We start from the raw sequence: 14236 nt of genomic DNA, 5'->3' as shown, positions 1-14236 counted from the left end.
CGTTCCACGAGGAACCAGTTGGATGTGTGACCGTCACGGATACTTTCAAATGGACCCATGCGCAGCCTTACCACTTTTCTACCTGGCCGGCCGGCGTTCGGCGATTTTAGGCGAAGACAGACGATGGCTTAAGAACCCAAGGTACTGTAAATAAAGCAGAATATGAAGGGTGACGATGCTCGGTGATAGCAGGCGCGGCACTGAAATTGGATACATGATCCGTGACGGCATTCGGTAAACTCGTCCGCACCACGGCATTCCGGCTCACGCTGGTCTATCTGCTGCTGTTCGCGATGTTCGCGGCCTCGCTGCTGGCTTATTTCGCCTGGAATACGCGGCGGCTGATCACCGAGGAGATCACGCAGACAGTCAATGCCGAGACCTCGGAGATATCCGAGATCTATGGCCGCAGGGGCCTGCGCGGCCTTGTGCTGGCGATCGAGTACCGGGCGCTGCGGCCCGGCGCCAACCTCTATCTCGTGACCACGCCGACCGGGCAGGCGATCGCCGGCAATGTCGGCTCGCTGGCGCCGGGCGTGATGGCGACGCGCGGCTGGTCGGAGACCGCCTACCGGCGCCTCGAGGACGCCGACGACCGCGACCATCGCGCGCTGGTGCGCGTCACCGAACTGGAGAACGGCTTTCGCCTCCTGATCGGCCGCGACCTCGCCGAGCGGCGGCGGCTGTTCGGCATCGTCGCCAAGGCCGCGCAATGGTCGATCCTGATCGTCGTCGTGCTCGGTCTCGGCGGCGGCGTCTTCGTTGCGCGCCGCGTGCTCCGACGCATCGACGCCATGACGGGGACCGCGCAGCGCATCATGTCGGGCGATCTCAGCGAGCGCCTGCCGGTCGGGCGCAGCGGCGACGAGCTCGATCGCCTTGCCGAGAATCTCAACGCCATGCTGGAACGGATCGAGGCGCTGATGGCGGGGCTGAAGGAGGTCTCCGACAACATCGCCCATGATCTCAAGACGCCGCTGACGCGCCTGCGCAACCGCGCCGAGGAGGCGCTGGCCAAATCGGGCTGCGAAGCCGATTACCGGGCGGCGCTGGAGCGGACCATCGAGGAATCCGACGGCCTGATCCGCACCTTCAACGCGCTGCTGATGATCGCGCGCGCCGAGTCCGGGCAGGCGCGCGGCAACATGGATGATTTCGACGCGGCCGAGGTTGCCAATGGCATCCACGAGCTCTACGAGCCGCTCGCCGAGGACGACGGCATGACCTTGAAGGTCAAGGCCGAGCCGACGCCAATTCACGCCAACCGCGAATTGGTCAGCCAGGCGCTCGCCAATCTGGTCGAGAACGCGATCAAATACGGCAAGCCGGTGGCGCAGACCGGCGGAACCGTGGTGAGCATGGAGGCCCGGCCGATTCTGATCGAGGCCAGGCGCGACGGCGACCAGGTGCTGCTCAGCGTCACCGATCGCGGTCCCGGCATTCCCGAGGCCGACCGCAAGCATGCCGTCGAACGATTCGTGCGCCTGGAAGCGAGCCGCACGCTGCCGGGCTCCGGCCTCGGCCTCAGCCTCGCTTCCGCGGTTGCCACATTGCATGGCGGTGAGTTGAAATTGGGCGACGCCCAGCCCGGCCTCGTCGCCACGCTGGTGCTCCCCGCGCGCGCCGGCGCCGGCGACAGGGTTGCTCCGCCAATACCGGATGTGCCACAGAAGGTGGCATGAACCACTCCGCGCCGGGAAACGCGGACAAGCATGGCGAGAGGCTGGCCGCGCGCTTCGCGGAAGCTCCCCATATTGCCGCTTCCACAACCGACGAGCGACGTCTTGAAAGCTGGCTGAGCGAGCTTGAGCCGGCCCAATCGGCCCGTCTCGAAGCGCTGCTGGCGCATCCCTTCGCGAAGGACATCCTGGCCGGTATCGCGGAATTCTCGTCCTATCTGTTCGATCTGGTGCGCGCCGACGCCTTGCGCCTGATCCGGCTGCTCGAATGCGATCCGGATTCGCATCTGGCGGAACTCATCGCGGAGGCGAGGGCTGCGGTGCTCGCGGCGGCGGACGAGGCCGAGGTGATGCGGCTGCTTCGCCGCATGAAAGCGGAGACCGCGCTGCTGACCGCCTTGTGCGACATCGGCGGGGTCTGGCCGGTGATGCGGGTGACGGCGGCGCTGACCGATGTCGCGGTGTCCTCGGTGCAGGCGGCGCTGCAATTCCTGCTGCGGCAGGAAGCCGCACGCGGCAAGCTCGCGCCGCCCAATCCGGAGGCACCCGAAGAGGGCTGCGGGCTGATCGTGCTCGCCATGGGCAAGATGGGCGCGGGCGAGCTGAACTATTCCAGCGACATCGATCTCATCGTGTTCTTCGATCCCGATGCGACGACGCTGGCGGCGGACATCGAGCCGCAGCCGTTCTTCGTCCGGCTCACGCAGGGCATGGCGCGCATCCTCCAGCAGCGCACCTATGACGGCTACGTCTTCCGCGTCGATCTGCGCCTGCGGCCCGATCCGTCCTCGACACAAGTGGCGATCTCGCGCGACGCAGCGCTGAGCTATTACGAGCGCGAAGGGCGCACCTGGGAGCGCGCCGCGATGATCAAGGCGCGTGCCTGCGCCGGCGATGCCCGCGCAGGCGAGGCGCTGCTGGCCGAGATCGCGCCGTTCGTCTGGCGCAAGCATCTCGACTTCGCCGCGCTCGCCGACGTCCACGACATGAAGCGGCAGATGCAGACCTATCGCGGCCAGAGCGAGGTCGCGGTGGAGGGGCACAACGTCAAGGTCGGCCGCGGCGGCATCCGCGAGATCGAGTTTTTTGCGCAGACCCAGCAATTGATCGCCGGCGGCCGCCATCCGGAATTGCGCGTGCGGCCGACGCTCAGGGCGCTCGACATTCTCGCCTCCAGCAACTGGATCACCCCAGCTGCGCGCGACGAGCTGACCATTGCGTACGAATTCCTGCGCCGGGTCGAGCATCGTCTCCAGATGATCGCCGACGAGCAGACCCACGCGCTGCCCGAAGACAAGGAAGCGGTCGAGCGTTTTGCGCGCTTCTTCGGCTATCCGGATCGCGAAGCCTTTGCGGGCGACCTGCTGCGGCAGCTCAAGATCGTGCAGGGGCACTACGAGAAGCTGTTCGAGGGTGACGATCCGACCGGCACGGCCAGGCTGCCGGCGCTCGATTACAGCGCCGGTCCCGACGATCCGCGCCTGCTCCAGCACCTCGCAACGCTCGGCTTCAAGAAGCCTGCCGCGGTGGCGCTGACCGTGCGCGACTGGGTCACCGGCGATTATCGCGTGTTCCGCAATGAGGCGACGCGGAATGCCTTCGTCGAATTCGTGCCGGCCCTGATCGACGGGCTCGCCCATGCCGAGGAGCCGGACCGCGCCGTCGTCGCGTTCGATCAATTCCTGGGGGCCTTGCAGCGCGGCGGCCGGCTGTTCACGCTGCTCGGCCAGAACCGCGGGCTCGTCGCGCTTGTCGCGCTGGTGCTGGGCGCGGCGCCGCGGCTCGGCGAGATGCTGGCGCGGCAGCCGCAGCTGATGGACGGCCTGATCGATCCGCGCTTCTTCGGCGCCATGCCGGACCGGCAGGAATTGTCGGGACGGCTGGCCGCGACCGTGCAGGATGCCGGCTCCTACGAAGAGTTCCTCGATCGCCTGCGCCTGTTCGGGCAGGAGAGCCTGTTCCTGATCGGCACGCGGATCCTGTCCGGCACCGTCTCGGCGCAGCAGGCCAGCACGGCCTTTGCCGACGTCGCCGAAGGCATCGTCCACACCGTGCATGGCCTCGTCGCCGACCGCTTCGCCGCCCAGCACGGCCGGATCAAGGGCCAGGAGACCGCGATCATCGCGATGGGACGGCTCGGCAGCCGCGAGATGACGGCCTCGTCCGATCTCGACCTCATCCTGCTCTACGATTTCGACAGCGACCATCCGGACTCCGACGGGCCGAAATCGCTTCAGGGCGCGCATTATTTTGCCCGCCTGACCCAGCGCCTGATCAGCGCGTTCACGACGCGCACCAATTACGGCGTGCTCTACGAGATCGACATGCGGCTGCGTCCCTCGGGGCGTGCCGGCCCGGTGGCCTCGAGCCTCGTCTCGTTCGCGGATTACCAGGCCAACGAGGCCTGGACCTGGGAACACATGGCCCTGACGCGCGCCCGCGTGGTGTCGGCTTCGCCCGAATTCCGGCAACGGATCGAGCGCGTCATCCGCGACGTCCTGACCCGCCGCCGCGATCCCGCCATCACCGCCAACGACGTCGCCGACATGCGGCGCGCCATCGCCCAGGAGAAGGGCGAGGCCGATTGCTGGGATCTCAAGCATGCCGCCGGCGGCATGGTCGACATCGACTTCATCGCACAATATCTCCAGCTCGTGCATGCGCTCGACAAGCCGGAGATCCTGGACGTCGGCACCATGCAGGTGCTGGAGAACGCGTGCAGGCTCGGCGTCCTGCCGCAATCGGAGACCGAGATATTGCGCGCAGCCGCGCGGCTCTACCACGATCTGACTCAGATCCTGCGGCTGTGCGTGAGCGACCGCTTCAAGCCCGAAACCGCCGGCAACGATCTGCAGCGCGTGATGGCGCGCGCCGGCGATGCGCCGGATTTCTCGTCGCTCGAGGCGCGCGTGAAGGAGACGCAGGGCGAGGTGCGGCGCGTGTTCAGGGCGCTGCTGGAAGGGACGCAGCCTGCAACGAGGTGAGCGCCTCGCGGACGTCGGGCTCGAGGCCCGCGCCGCCGGCGTCGAGATGGGCGAAGATCGCGCGCTTCATCCTGGGATCCCAGAATTTCTTGATGTGCTCGGCAATCCCCGGCACAGCCTTGCCGTGGCCCTGGCTGCGGAAGAACGTGCCGATCTGGTTGGCCATGTAGATCAGGCGGTCAGGCGACATTGGCAACCTCCGTGGCATGGCGAGTGGCGATCCGGCTGCCGTGCGTGAATATCTCGAATCCGTCCTGCCGGGCGATCGCGATCAGCGTGATGCCGGCGGCTTCCGCCGAGCGCACCGCGAGCGCGGTCGGTGCGGAGACCGCGATCAGCACCGGTGCGCCAATCGCGGCGGCCTTCTGCACCATCTCGACCGAGACCCGGCTCGTGAGCAGCACCAGGCCGCCGCGAGGATCGGTGCGGCTGCGCGCCAGGGCGCCGGCGAGCTTGTCCAGCGCGTTGTGGCGGCCGACGTCCTCGCGCAGCGCGACGATGTTGCCGGGAGGGGACCAGAATGCGGCGGCGTGAACGGCGCGGGTCTGCAGGTTGATCGACTGCAAGGGCGCGATGGCCTGCATCGCCGCCATGATCTGTTCCGGCGTGAAGCTCGGCCCCTGCGACACCACCGCTGGGGGGCGTACGGCTTCGGCGATGGACTCGATCCCGCAGATGCCGCAGCCGGTGGGCCCGGCGACATGGCGACGGCGCTCGCTGATGCGTGCGGCATCATCCGGCGCCAGCCACATCCTGAGCTCGATGCCCTCGTCAAGGCGGACGATGTCGAGCGACTTGATGTCGTCGACCGACTTGATGATGCCTTCGCTCACACTGAAGCCGACCGCAAAATCTTCCAGGTTCTGCGGCGTCCCCATCATGACGGCGTAGGTGCCGCCATTATAGGTCAGCGCCAACGGCGTCTCCTCCGGAATGAAACGCGTTCCTTCGGACGCCACGCCGTTGCGCCAGATTCCGCGATCGATCGCCTGAACCGCGACGTGCATGCCGTTACTCCGCGGCTTCGGCTGGCACGATGCGGCGGGATTGCCGCGCCTGCGCGTCATAGGCCTTCTGCCAGTCGGAGGGGCCGTTCGATGGCGAGACCTGCACCGCCGTGACCTTGTATTCGGGACAATTGGTCGCCCAGTCCGAATAGTCCGTGGTGATGACGTTGGCCTGCGTGTCCGGATGGTGGAAGGTGGTGTAGACGACGCCGGGCGCCACGCGATCGGTGATCTCCGCGCGCAGCGTGGTCTCGCCGGCACGGCTCTTCAGCCGCACCCAGTCGCCGTCGCGCACGCCGCGCTGCTCGGCATCGTGCGGATGGATCTCGAGGCGATCCTCGGCATGCCAGACCACGTTGTCGGTGCGCCGTGTCTGCGCGCCGACATTGTATTGGCTGAGGATGCGGCCGGTGGTGAGCAGCAGGGGATAGCGTGGGCCGGTGCGCTCATCGGTCGCGACATATTCGGTCACGACGAACTTGCCCTTGCCGCGGACGAAGCCGTCGATATGCATCACCGGCGTGCCTTCGGGCGCCTTCTCGTTGCAGGGCCACTGCACCGAGCCGAGCTCATCCAGCTTGGCGTAGGAGACGCCGGCAAAAGTCGGCGTCAGCGCCGCGATCTCGTCCATGATCTCGGACGGGTGGCCGTAGTTCATCTCGAAGCCCATCGCCTTGGCGAGGCCGATCGTGACCTCCCAGTCCGCCATGCCGTTCTTCGGTGTCATCACCTTGCGCACGCGCTGGATGCGGCGCTCGGCGTTGGTGAAGGTGCCGTCCTTCTCGAGGAAGCTCGAGCCGGGCAGGAAGACGTGGGCGTAGTTCGCGGTCTCGTTCAGGAAGAGATCGTGAACGATCACGCATTCCATCGCCGACAGCGCCGCCACCACGTGGCTGGTGTTGGGATCGGATTGGAGGATGTCCTCGCCCTGCACGTAGATTCCCATGAACGTGCCTTCGACCGCGGCGTCGAACATGTTGGGAATGCGCAAGCCCGGCTCGGCATTGAGCTTGACGTTCCACAGCGCCTCGAACTGGTCGCGCACGGCATCGCCGGAGATGTGACGGTAGCCGGGCAGCTCGTGCGGGAACGAGCCCATGTCGCAGGAGCCCTGCACGTTGTTCTGCCCGCGCAACGGGTTCACGCCGACGCCGGGGCGGCCGATATTTCCTGTGGCCATCGCGAGGTTGGCGATCGCGATCACCGTGGTCGAGCCCTGGCTGTGCTCGGTGACGCCGAGCCCGTAATAGATCGCGCCGTTGCCGCCGGTGGCGTAGGTGCGGGCGGCTTCGCGCAGGTCGTTCGGATTGACGCCGGTCAGGATGGCGGTGGCTTCCGGGCTGTTCTTGGGCTGCGCGACGAAGGCCGCCCATTCCTCGAACTCGCTCCAGTCGCAACGTTCGCGCACGAAGGCTTCGTTGACGAGCCCTTCGGTGACGATGACGTGCGCCAGCGCGGTCATGACCGCGACGTTGGTGCCGGGCATCAGGGGCAAATGCAGCGCCTTCACATGCGGCGATTCCACCATCTCGGTGCGGCGCGGATCGATCACGATCAGCCTGGCGCCCTGGCGCAGCCGCTTCTTCAGCCGCGAGGCGAACACCGGGTGGGCGGAGGCGGGGTTGGCGCCGATGACCAGGACGACGTCGGTGTGCTCGACCGAGTCGAAATCCTGCGTGCCGGCGGAGGTGCCGAAGGTGGTGGCAAGGCCGTAGCCGGTCGGGGAGTGGCAGACACGGGCGCAGGTGTCGACGTTGTTGTTGCCGAAGCCGGCGCGGATCAGCTTCTGCACCAGATAGGTCTCTTCGTTGGTGCAGCGAGAGGAGGTGATGCCGCCGATGGCGTCGCGGCCGTACTTTTTCTGGATGCCGCGCATCCTGGCGGCGGCGAACGAGAATGCCTCGTCCCAGGACACTTCGCGCCAGGGATCCTCGATGCGCTCGCGGATCATCGGTTTCAGGATGCGTTCCTTGTGGTTGGTGTAGCCCCAGGCGAAGCGGCCCTTGACGCAGGAATGGCCGCGATTGGCCTTGCCGTCCTTGTAGGGCACCATGCGCACGACTTCCTCGCCGCGCATCTCGGCCTTGAAGGCGCAGCCGACGCCGCAATAGGCGCAGGTGGTGACGACGGAGTGCTCGGGCTGGCCGATCTCGATCACGGACTTCTCGGTCAGCGTCGCGGTCGGGCAGGCCTGCACGCAGGCGCCGCACGACACGCATTCCGAGCCCAGGAAGCTCTCGCTCATGCCGGGCGAGACGCGGCTGTCGAAGCCGCGGCCGGAGATGGTCAGCGCGAAGGTGCCTTGCACCTCCTCGCAGGCGCGGACGCAGCGCGAGCAGACGATGCACTTGGACGGATCATAGGTGAAATAGGGGTTGGACTCGTCCTTCGGCATCCAATTGTCGTTGGTGCAGCCGTCCGTCTTGGCAAAGACGTGGTTTTCGCCCTCGTAGCCATAGCGCACGTCGCGCAGGCCCACTGCGCCGGCCATGTCCTGCAATTCGCAATCACCATTGGCGTCGCAGGTGAGGCAGTCGAGCGGATGGTCGGAGATGTAGAGCTCCATCACGCCCTTGCGCAGTTTCTTCAGCCGCTCGGTCTGGGTGTGCACGACGAGGCCGTTCATCACCGGCGTGGTGCAGGACGCCGGCGTGCCGGCGCGGCCCTCGATCTCGACGAGGCAGAGCCGGCAGGAGCCGAACGCATCGACCATGTCGGTGGCGCAGAGCTTCGGGATCTGGTGGCCCGCGTCCATCGCGGCGCGCATGATCGAGGTGCCCTCGGGCACCGTGACCTCATTGCCGTCGATGGTCAGCGTGACCATCGTTTCCGATTTGGAAGCCGGCGTGCCGTAGTCGATTTCTTCGATCAGAGACATCGTCGCTCTCCTATTCCGCGGCCTGAAGCGTGGTCGGGGCGGGGGCGAAATCCTCCCGGAAATGCTTCAATGCACTGAGCACGGGGTAGGGCGTGAAGCCGCCGAGTGCGCAGAGCGAGCCGAATTTCATGGTGTTGCAGAGGTCTTCCACGAGCGCAATGTTTTCGCTGACGCGTTCGCCGTTGATGATCTTCTCGATGGTCTCGATGCCGCGGGTCGAACCGATCCGGCACGGCGTGCACTTGCCGCAGGACTCGACGGCGCAGAACTCCATGGCGAAGCGGGCCTGCCTACGCATATCGACGCTGTCGTCGAACACGACGATGCCGCCATGGCCGATCAGGCCGTCGCGCGCGGCAAAGGCCTCGTAGTCGAACGGCGTGTCGAACAGGGCACGGGGGAAATACGCGCCAAGAGGCCCGCCGACCTGCACGGCGCGAACCGGGCGGCCGGTCAACGTGCCGCCGCCGATATCGTCGACGAGCTCGCCGAGCGTCACGCCGAACGCGGTCTCGAACAGCCCGCCGTGACGGATATTGCCGGCGAGCTGGATCGGCATCGTGCCGCGCGAACGGCCCATGCCGAAATCCGCATAGGCCTTGGCGCCTTCGGCGAGCACGAAGGGGACAGCCGCGAACGACAGCACGTTGTTGATGACCGTCGGCTTGCCGAACAGGCCGTGATGCGCCGGCAGCGGCGGCTTGGCGCGCACGATGCCGCGCCGGCCTTCGAGGCTTTCCAGCAGCGAGGTCTCTTCGCCGCAGACGTAAGCGCCGGCACCGACGCGGACTTCGAGATCGAAGCTGTGGGTCGACCCGCCGATCCTGTCGCCGAGATAGCCGCCGCGCCTGGCGGCGGCGAGGGCAGCATTTATCGCCTCCACCGCATGCGGATATTCGCTGCGGATGTAGATGTAGCCCCTGGTCGCGCCGACGGTGAGGCCGGCGATGGTCATGCCCTCGATGACCAGGAAGGGATCGCCCTCCATGATCATGCGGTCGGCGAATGTACCGCTGTCGCCCTCGTCGGCGTTGCAGACGATGAACTTGCGGTCGGCCTTGGCCTGCGCCACCGTCTTCCACTTGATGCCGGTCGGGAAGCCCGCGCCGCCGCGGCCGCGCAGGCCCGACGCCGTGACTTCGTTCAGGATCGCATCGGGTCCGAGCGAGAGCGCGTGCTCAAAACCCCTGTAGCCGCCATGGGCGCGGTAGTCGTCGAGCGAGCGCGGGTCGATCACGCCGCAGCGGGCGAAGGTGAGGCGGGTCTGCCGCTTCAGCCAGGGAATTTCGTCGGTTGCCCCCAGCCGCAGCAGATGCGGCGTGTTGCCGGCGAGTGCATCGAGCAGCGATGGCACATCGGCTTCGGTGACCGGGCCGAAGGCGATGCGGCCCTGCGGCGTCGCCACCTCGACCAGCGGCTCGAGCCAGTACATCCCGCGCGAGCCGGTCCTGACGATCTCGATCGTCAGGCCGCGCTTGCTTGCTGCCTGCTCCAGTGCCAGCGCAACCTCGTCGGCGCCGACGGCGATCGCGCCGGCGTCACGTGCAACGAACAGACGCAGCTTCATCGCTGCGCCTCCGCAACCAGCGCATCGAGCCGCTTCTGATCGAGCCGGCCAATCAGGCGGCCGTCGAGCATCGCGGACGGTGCGGTCGCGCACAGGCCGAGGCAGTAGATCGGCTCCAGCGTGACGCGATCGTCGGGCGTGGTGTTGCCGAGCGACACGCCAAGCTTCGCTTCGGCGCGCGCGGCCAGCGCATCTCCGCCCGCGGCCTGGCAGGCCTCCGCGCGGCACAGCTTGAGCACGTGGCGGCCGGCCGGCTTGTGGCGGAAGTCATGATAGAACGTGACCACGCCATGCACTTCGGCGCGCGACAGATTGAGCGCCTGCGCCACCATCGGGATGGCGGCCTGCGGCACATAGCCGAACGCCTCCTGCAGCGCATGCAGGATGACCAGCGTCGCGCCCTCCTGGTTGGCATGTTCAGCGATGATTTCGCCGCCGCGCGTCTCGTTCCAGGGCTCAAAAACCGCTGTCATTCTTCGTTCTCAACCTGAGCGTTTCCTTTGCCGCAAACTAGTTGGAATCATTCGAAGATCAATAAAGCTGTCCCGTGCTGCGATTGCGGATTCTGATCGATTTGCAATCGCTATCGTCTGATCTGAAACGGCAATGAAAGTTGGGCCGGCTGCCGGTTTTTGCGTGTTGGTGCAGGCCCGGCGTGCTAGCTTGCATGCCACGACAGAATTCGAGGGGACGACCGATTGATCGACAAGCTTGAACTATTGCTGGCGCTGGCGAAGGAGCGGCATTTCGGACGCGCGGCGGAGGTCTGCGGCGTCACGCAACCGACGATGTCGACCGGGCTCAAGCAGCTCGAGGAGATTCTCGGCGTGATGCTGGTGCAGCGCGGATCGCGCTTCCAGGGCTTTACGCCCGAAGGCGAGCGCGCGCTCGACTGGGCGCGGCGGATCGTGGGCGATGCCCGCGCGATGCGCGACGAGATCAACGGGCTGAAGCATCAGCTCTCCGGCGAGATCCGTATCGCGGCGATCCCGACCGTGCTCGGCATGGTCGCGTCGCTGACGACGCCGTTCCGCGCCCGCCATCCCGAGGTGCGCTTCAGCATCCGCTCGACGACCTCGTCCGAGGTGCTGGGCCTGCTCGAAAATCTCGAGGTCGATGCGGGGCTGACCTATATCGAGAACGAGCCGATCGGCAAGGTGCGCACCATTCCGCTCTACAACGAGAGCTATCGTCTCCTGACCGCGCCGGATGCGATGTTCGGTGACCGTGAGACGGTGACCTGGACCGAGGTCGGCCAGGTGCCGCTTTGCCTGCTGACGCCCGACATGCAGAACCGCCGCATCATCGACCGCGCGCTGCGCTCGGTCGGCGCGGAGGCGACGCCGACGCTGACCTCGAACTCGCTGCTGGTGCTTTTCACGCATGTGAAGACGGGACGCTGGGCGAGCGTGATGCCGGCCAAGCTTGCCGAGACGCTCGGCCTTTCCGACACGGTGCGCTCGATCCCGATCGTCGAGCCCGACGTCAATTACAGCATCGGCATGGTCATCCCGCAGCGCGATCCGATGACGCCGCTGATCGCGGCGCTGGTCAATGTCGCGCGCGAAGTCGCGCCGACGCTGCAATTGTAGATTCGAGCAAGCGCCTCGTCCTTCGAGACGACTGCTTCGCAGTCTCCTCAGGATGAGGCTCGGCGCCGGGGATCCTTCGAAATTGCTGCCGCGCACGCCGACCTCATCCTGAGGGCCCGCCGCAGGCGGGCGTCTCGAAGGATGGCCTCAGGCGAGCGTCCCGCCGTGCGCTAAGCCGCGGCCGATATCCCGGACGCCGTCTTGGTCGCGTCGCGCGGCAGGGTCACGCGGACGACGGTGCCGACCTCGAGCTTGGAGCGCAGCCGCATCGAGCCGCCGTGGAGCTGCGCCAGCGAGCGGGCGATGGCGAGCCCGAGGCCCGAGCCGTGATAGGTCTTGGTGAGCTGGCTCTCCACCTGCTCGAACGGGCGGCCGAGCCGTGCCAGCGAATGCGGCGCGATGCCGATGCCGGTGTCGGCGATCATCAGCACGATCCGGTCCTCGAGCTGACGGCTGCGCACCACGACGCGCCCGCCGTCGGGCGTGAACTTCACCGCATTGGAGAGCAGGTTGACGATGATCTGCTTGGTGGCGCGGCGGTCGGCGACGACGGAGATGGATTTTGCGATGTCGGCGTCGAGCGTGATGTGCTTGTCCTGGGCCCGGCCGGTGACGACCCGCAAGGATTCCGCCAGCGTCCGCGACAGGTCGAGCTGCTCCATGTCGAGCTTCATGCGGCCGGCCTCGATCTTCGACATGTCGAGGATGTCGTTGATGACCTCGAGCAGATAATGGCCGCTGGTCAGGATGTCCTGGCAATATTCCTGGTACTTCTCGCTGCCGAGCTCGCCGAACATGCCCGAGCCCATGATCTCGGAGAAGCCGATGATGGCGTTGAGCGGCGTGCGCAGCTCGTGGCTCATATTGGCGAGGAATTTCGACTTGGTCTGGTTGGCCTCCTCGGCGCGGGTCTTCTCGCGCTGGTACTTCTCGGCGAGATCGGCGAGCTCGACCGCCTGGCGCTCCAGCGCGGCCTGCGAACGCTTCAGGTCGATGACGGTGGCGCGCAGGCGCAGGTCGTTGTCGACCAGCTTCTGCTCGTGCTCCTTGATGCGGGTGATGTCGGTGCCGACCGAGACGTAGCCGCCGTCCTTGGTGCGGCGCTCGCTGATGTGCAGCCAGCTGCCGTCGTCGAGCTGCGCCTCGAAGGTGCGCGCGCCCGGGCCTTGGGCCGCGGTCTCGTTGTGGCGGGTGCGCACCTCCGGCATGCGGCCGACCTCGAGCACGGTCTCGTAGGAGGTGCCGGGGATGACGGCGCTCTCGGGCAGCTTGTGCAGGCGCTGGAAGTGCGAGTTGCAGAGCACGAGGCGGTCGCTCGCATCCCACAGCACGAAGGCTTCCGGAATCGTCTCGATGGCGTCGCGCAGGCGAAGGTCGGCTTCCACCGTCCTCTCGGCGAGGCTCTTCTGCTCGGTGATGTCGACGGCGATCCCGATCAGGTGCACGCTGGAATCGGTGGCGCCGCGGGTCTTCTCGCAGCGGACGCGCAGCCAGATCCAGTGGCCGTCGACATGCTGCATGCGGAAGGTCTGGTCGATGTGGTCGATCTTCTCCGAGATGAGCTGGTCGGCGATCGCGAACAGGTCGATGTCGTCGGACTTCACCAGCGCGTTGACCTCGCCGAAAGTGAGGAGCTCGTGGCGGCCGTCGAGGCCGAGCATCGAGAACATCGACTGCGACCAGAAGATCCGGCCGCGCGACAGGTCCCAGTCCCACAGGCCGCAGCGGCCGCGGTTGAGCGCGGTGTCGATGCGGCCGCGCACGGCGTCGTTGATGAGATCGCCCTCGCGGGCGCGGGTGGACTGCCAGTGGAAGGCGAAGCCGAGGATCAGGACGACGAATCCCGTGGTCGCCGACAGCGTCACCGAGAGCGCGGCGTCCGAGCCCCAGATCGGCTCGTTGCGCTCCTGGATCACGGTGACGAAGCCGGGCAGCGACTTGATCTGCCGCGAGGTCGCCATCGCGGCGTTGCCGGTGGGCAGCGTCATGTCGGAGATGTTGCCGTCGCGGGTCGGCGCCGCGAGCAATTGTGCCGTTGTGATGGCATCGAGCAGACGGTCGTTGCCGGAAGGATCGCTGTCGACCGGGACGCGGGCGAGGACGCGGCGGTCGATACCGGCCGAGGTGACGATGACGTGGCGGCCCGAGGCCGTGCCCCAGGACGGGATCAGGTCCGGCAGCAGCGTCGGCAGGCCCTCGATGTTTTTGAGACGCTCCTGCCGCACCGAGGTGAGGCGGTCGATGCGGTCGGCCAGCACATCGGCGAGCGCCGAGATGTCGTGGCGGATCGCCAGCCGCTTCTGGCGGGTCTGGTCGACCACCTGGACGAACGCGCCGAGGCAGATCGTGATCAGGAAGGCGATGATGAGCGTCGGCACGGCGCGACGAAGCGCCGGCTCCGCGATCAAGAGCCGATGATAGGCAGGTTTCGCGATCGATTGCGCCAATCCCTTGATCGAATCGGATTGGACGCACGCGTTCGCGGCGTCTGCACGCGACATGCCTTCGGCCCCCTGAAAACCAGCTTGC

General features: G+C 66.8%; 9 protein-coding genes. 3 read left to right on the top strand and 6 right to left on the bottom strand.

Going from position 1 to position 14236, the window contains the following annotated elements:
• Positions 1-221: 221 nt before the first annotated feature.
• Positions 222-1682, top strand: coding sequence for a sensor histidine kinase (locus D6B98_RS06390; RefSeq protein WP_126256095.1), 1461 nt, complete (start codon positions 222-224; stop codon positions 1680-1682).
• Positions 1679-4663, top strand: a complete 2985-nt coding sequence (locus D6B98_RS06385) for a bifunctional [glutamine synthetase] adenylyltransferase/[glutamine synthetase]-adenylyl-L-tyrosine phosphorylase (protein ID WP_126256094.1) — start codon at positions 1679-1681, stop codon at positions 4661-4663. The genes D6B98_RS06390 and D6B98_RS06385 overlap by 4 nt, the downstream gene beginning before the upstream one ends.
• On the opposite strand, the gene D6B98_RS06380 is transcribed toward D6B98_RS06385, so the two are convergent.
• Genes D6B98_RS06380 through D6B98_RS06360 form a run of 5 tightly spaced genes read right to left on the bottom strand, consistent with a single transcriptional unit; the run spans position 4623 to position 10588 of the window.
• On the bottom strand, positions 4623-4853 hold the full coding sequence (locus D6B98_RS06380; RefSeq protein ID WP_164718440.1) for a formate dehydrogenase subunit delta: 231 nt from the start codon (positions 4851-4853) through the stop codon (positions 4623-4625). The two genes, D6B98_RS06385 and D6B98_RS06380, sit on opposite strands and share 41 nt — an antisense overlap.
• On the bottom strand, positions 4843-5670 hold the full coding sequence (gene fdhD / locus D6B98_RS06375; protein ID WP_126256092.1) for a formate dehydrogenase accessory sulfurtransferase FdhD: 828 nt from the start codon (positions 5668-5670) through the stop codon (positions 4843-4845). Before fdhD ends, D6B98_RS06380 begins: the two co-directional genes overlap by 11 nt.
• Before the next feature lie 4 nt (positions 5671-5674).
• A complete protein-coding gene (gene fdhF / locus D6B98_RS06370) occupies positions 5675-8548 on the bottom strand; it encodes a formate dehydrogenase subunit alpha (RefSeq protein WP_126256091.1) in 2874 nt (957 codons plus the stop codon).
• Positions 8549-8558: 10 nt separating this feature from the next.
• The gene (locus D6B98_RS06365) at positions 8559-10115 is read right to left on the bottom strand and encodes a formate dehydrogenase beta subunit (RefSeq protein WP_126256090.1); all 1557 of its coding nucleotides are present in this window, start codon (positions 10113-10115) and stop codon (positions 8559-8561) included.
• The gene (locus tag D6B98_RS06360) at positions 10112-10588 is read right to left on the bottom strand and encodes a formate dehydrogenase subunit gamma (RefSeq protein WP_126256089.1); all 477 of its coding nucleotides are present in this window, start codon (positions 10586-10588) and stop codon (positions 10112-10114) included. The genes D6B98_RS06365 and D6B98_RS06360 overlap by 4 nt, the downstream gene beginning before the upstream one ends.
• A 225-nt stretch (positions 10589-10813) precedes the next feature.
• Between D6B98_RS06360 and D6B98_RS06355 the strand changes: the two genes are divergently transcribed.
• Positions 10814-11707 carry a LysR family transcriptional regulator gene (locus D6B98_RS06355; protein WP_028135446.1) on the top strand — a complete coding sequence of 298 codons (894 nt, stop codon included), beginning with the start codon at positions 10814-10816 and terminating at the stop codon, positions 11705-11707.
• A 170-nt stretch (positions 11708-11877) separates the two neighbouring features.
• On the opposite strand, the gene D6B98_RS06350 is transcribed toward D6B98_RS06355, so the two are convergent.
• Entirely contained in the window at positions 11878-14208 is a 2331-nt protein-coding gene (locus tag D6B98_RS06350) for a PAS domain-containing sensor histidine kinase (protein ID WP_126256088.1), read from the bottom strand.
• Positions 14209-14236: the final 28 nt, after the last annotated feature.

Origin of the sequence: Bradyrhizobium sp. LVM 105 (assembly GCF_003957705.1) — a bacterium.
Classification (GTDB): Bacteria; Pseudomonadota; Alphaproteobacteria; order Rhizobiales; family Xanthobacteraceae; genus Bradyrhizobium; species Bradyrhizobium frederickii.
This window is presented reverse-complemented; position numbering and strand designations above follow the sequence as displayed.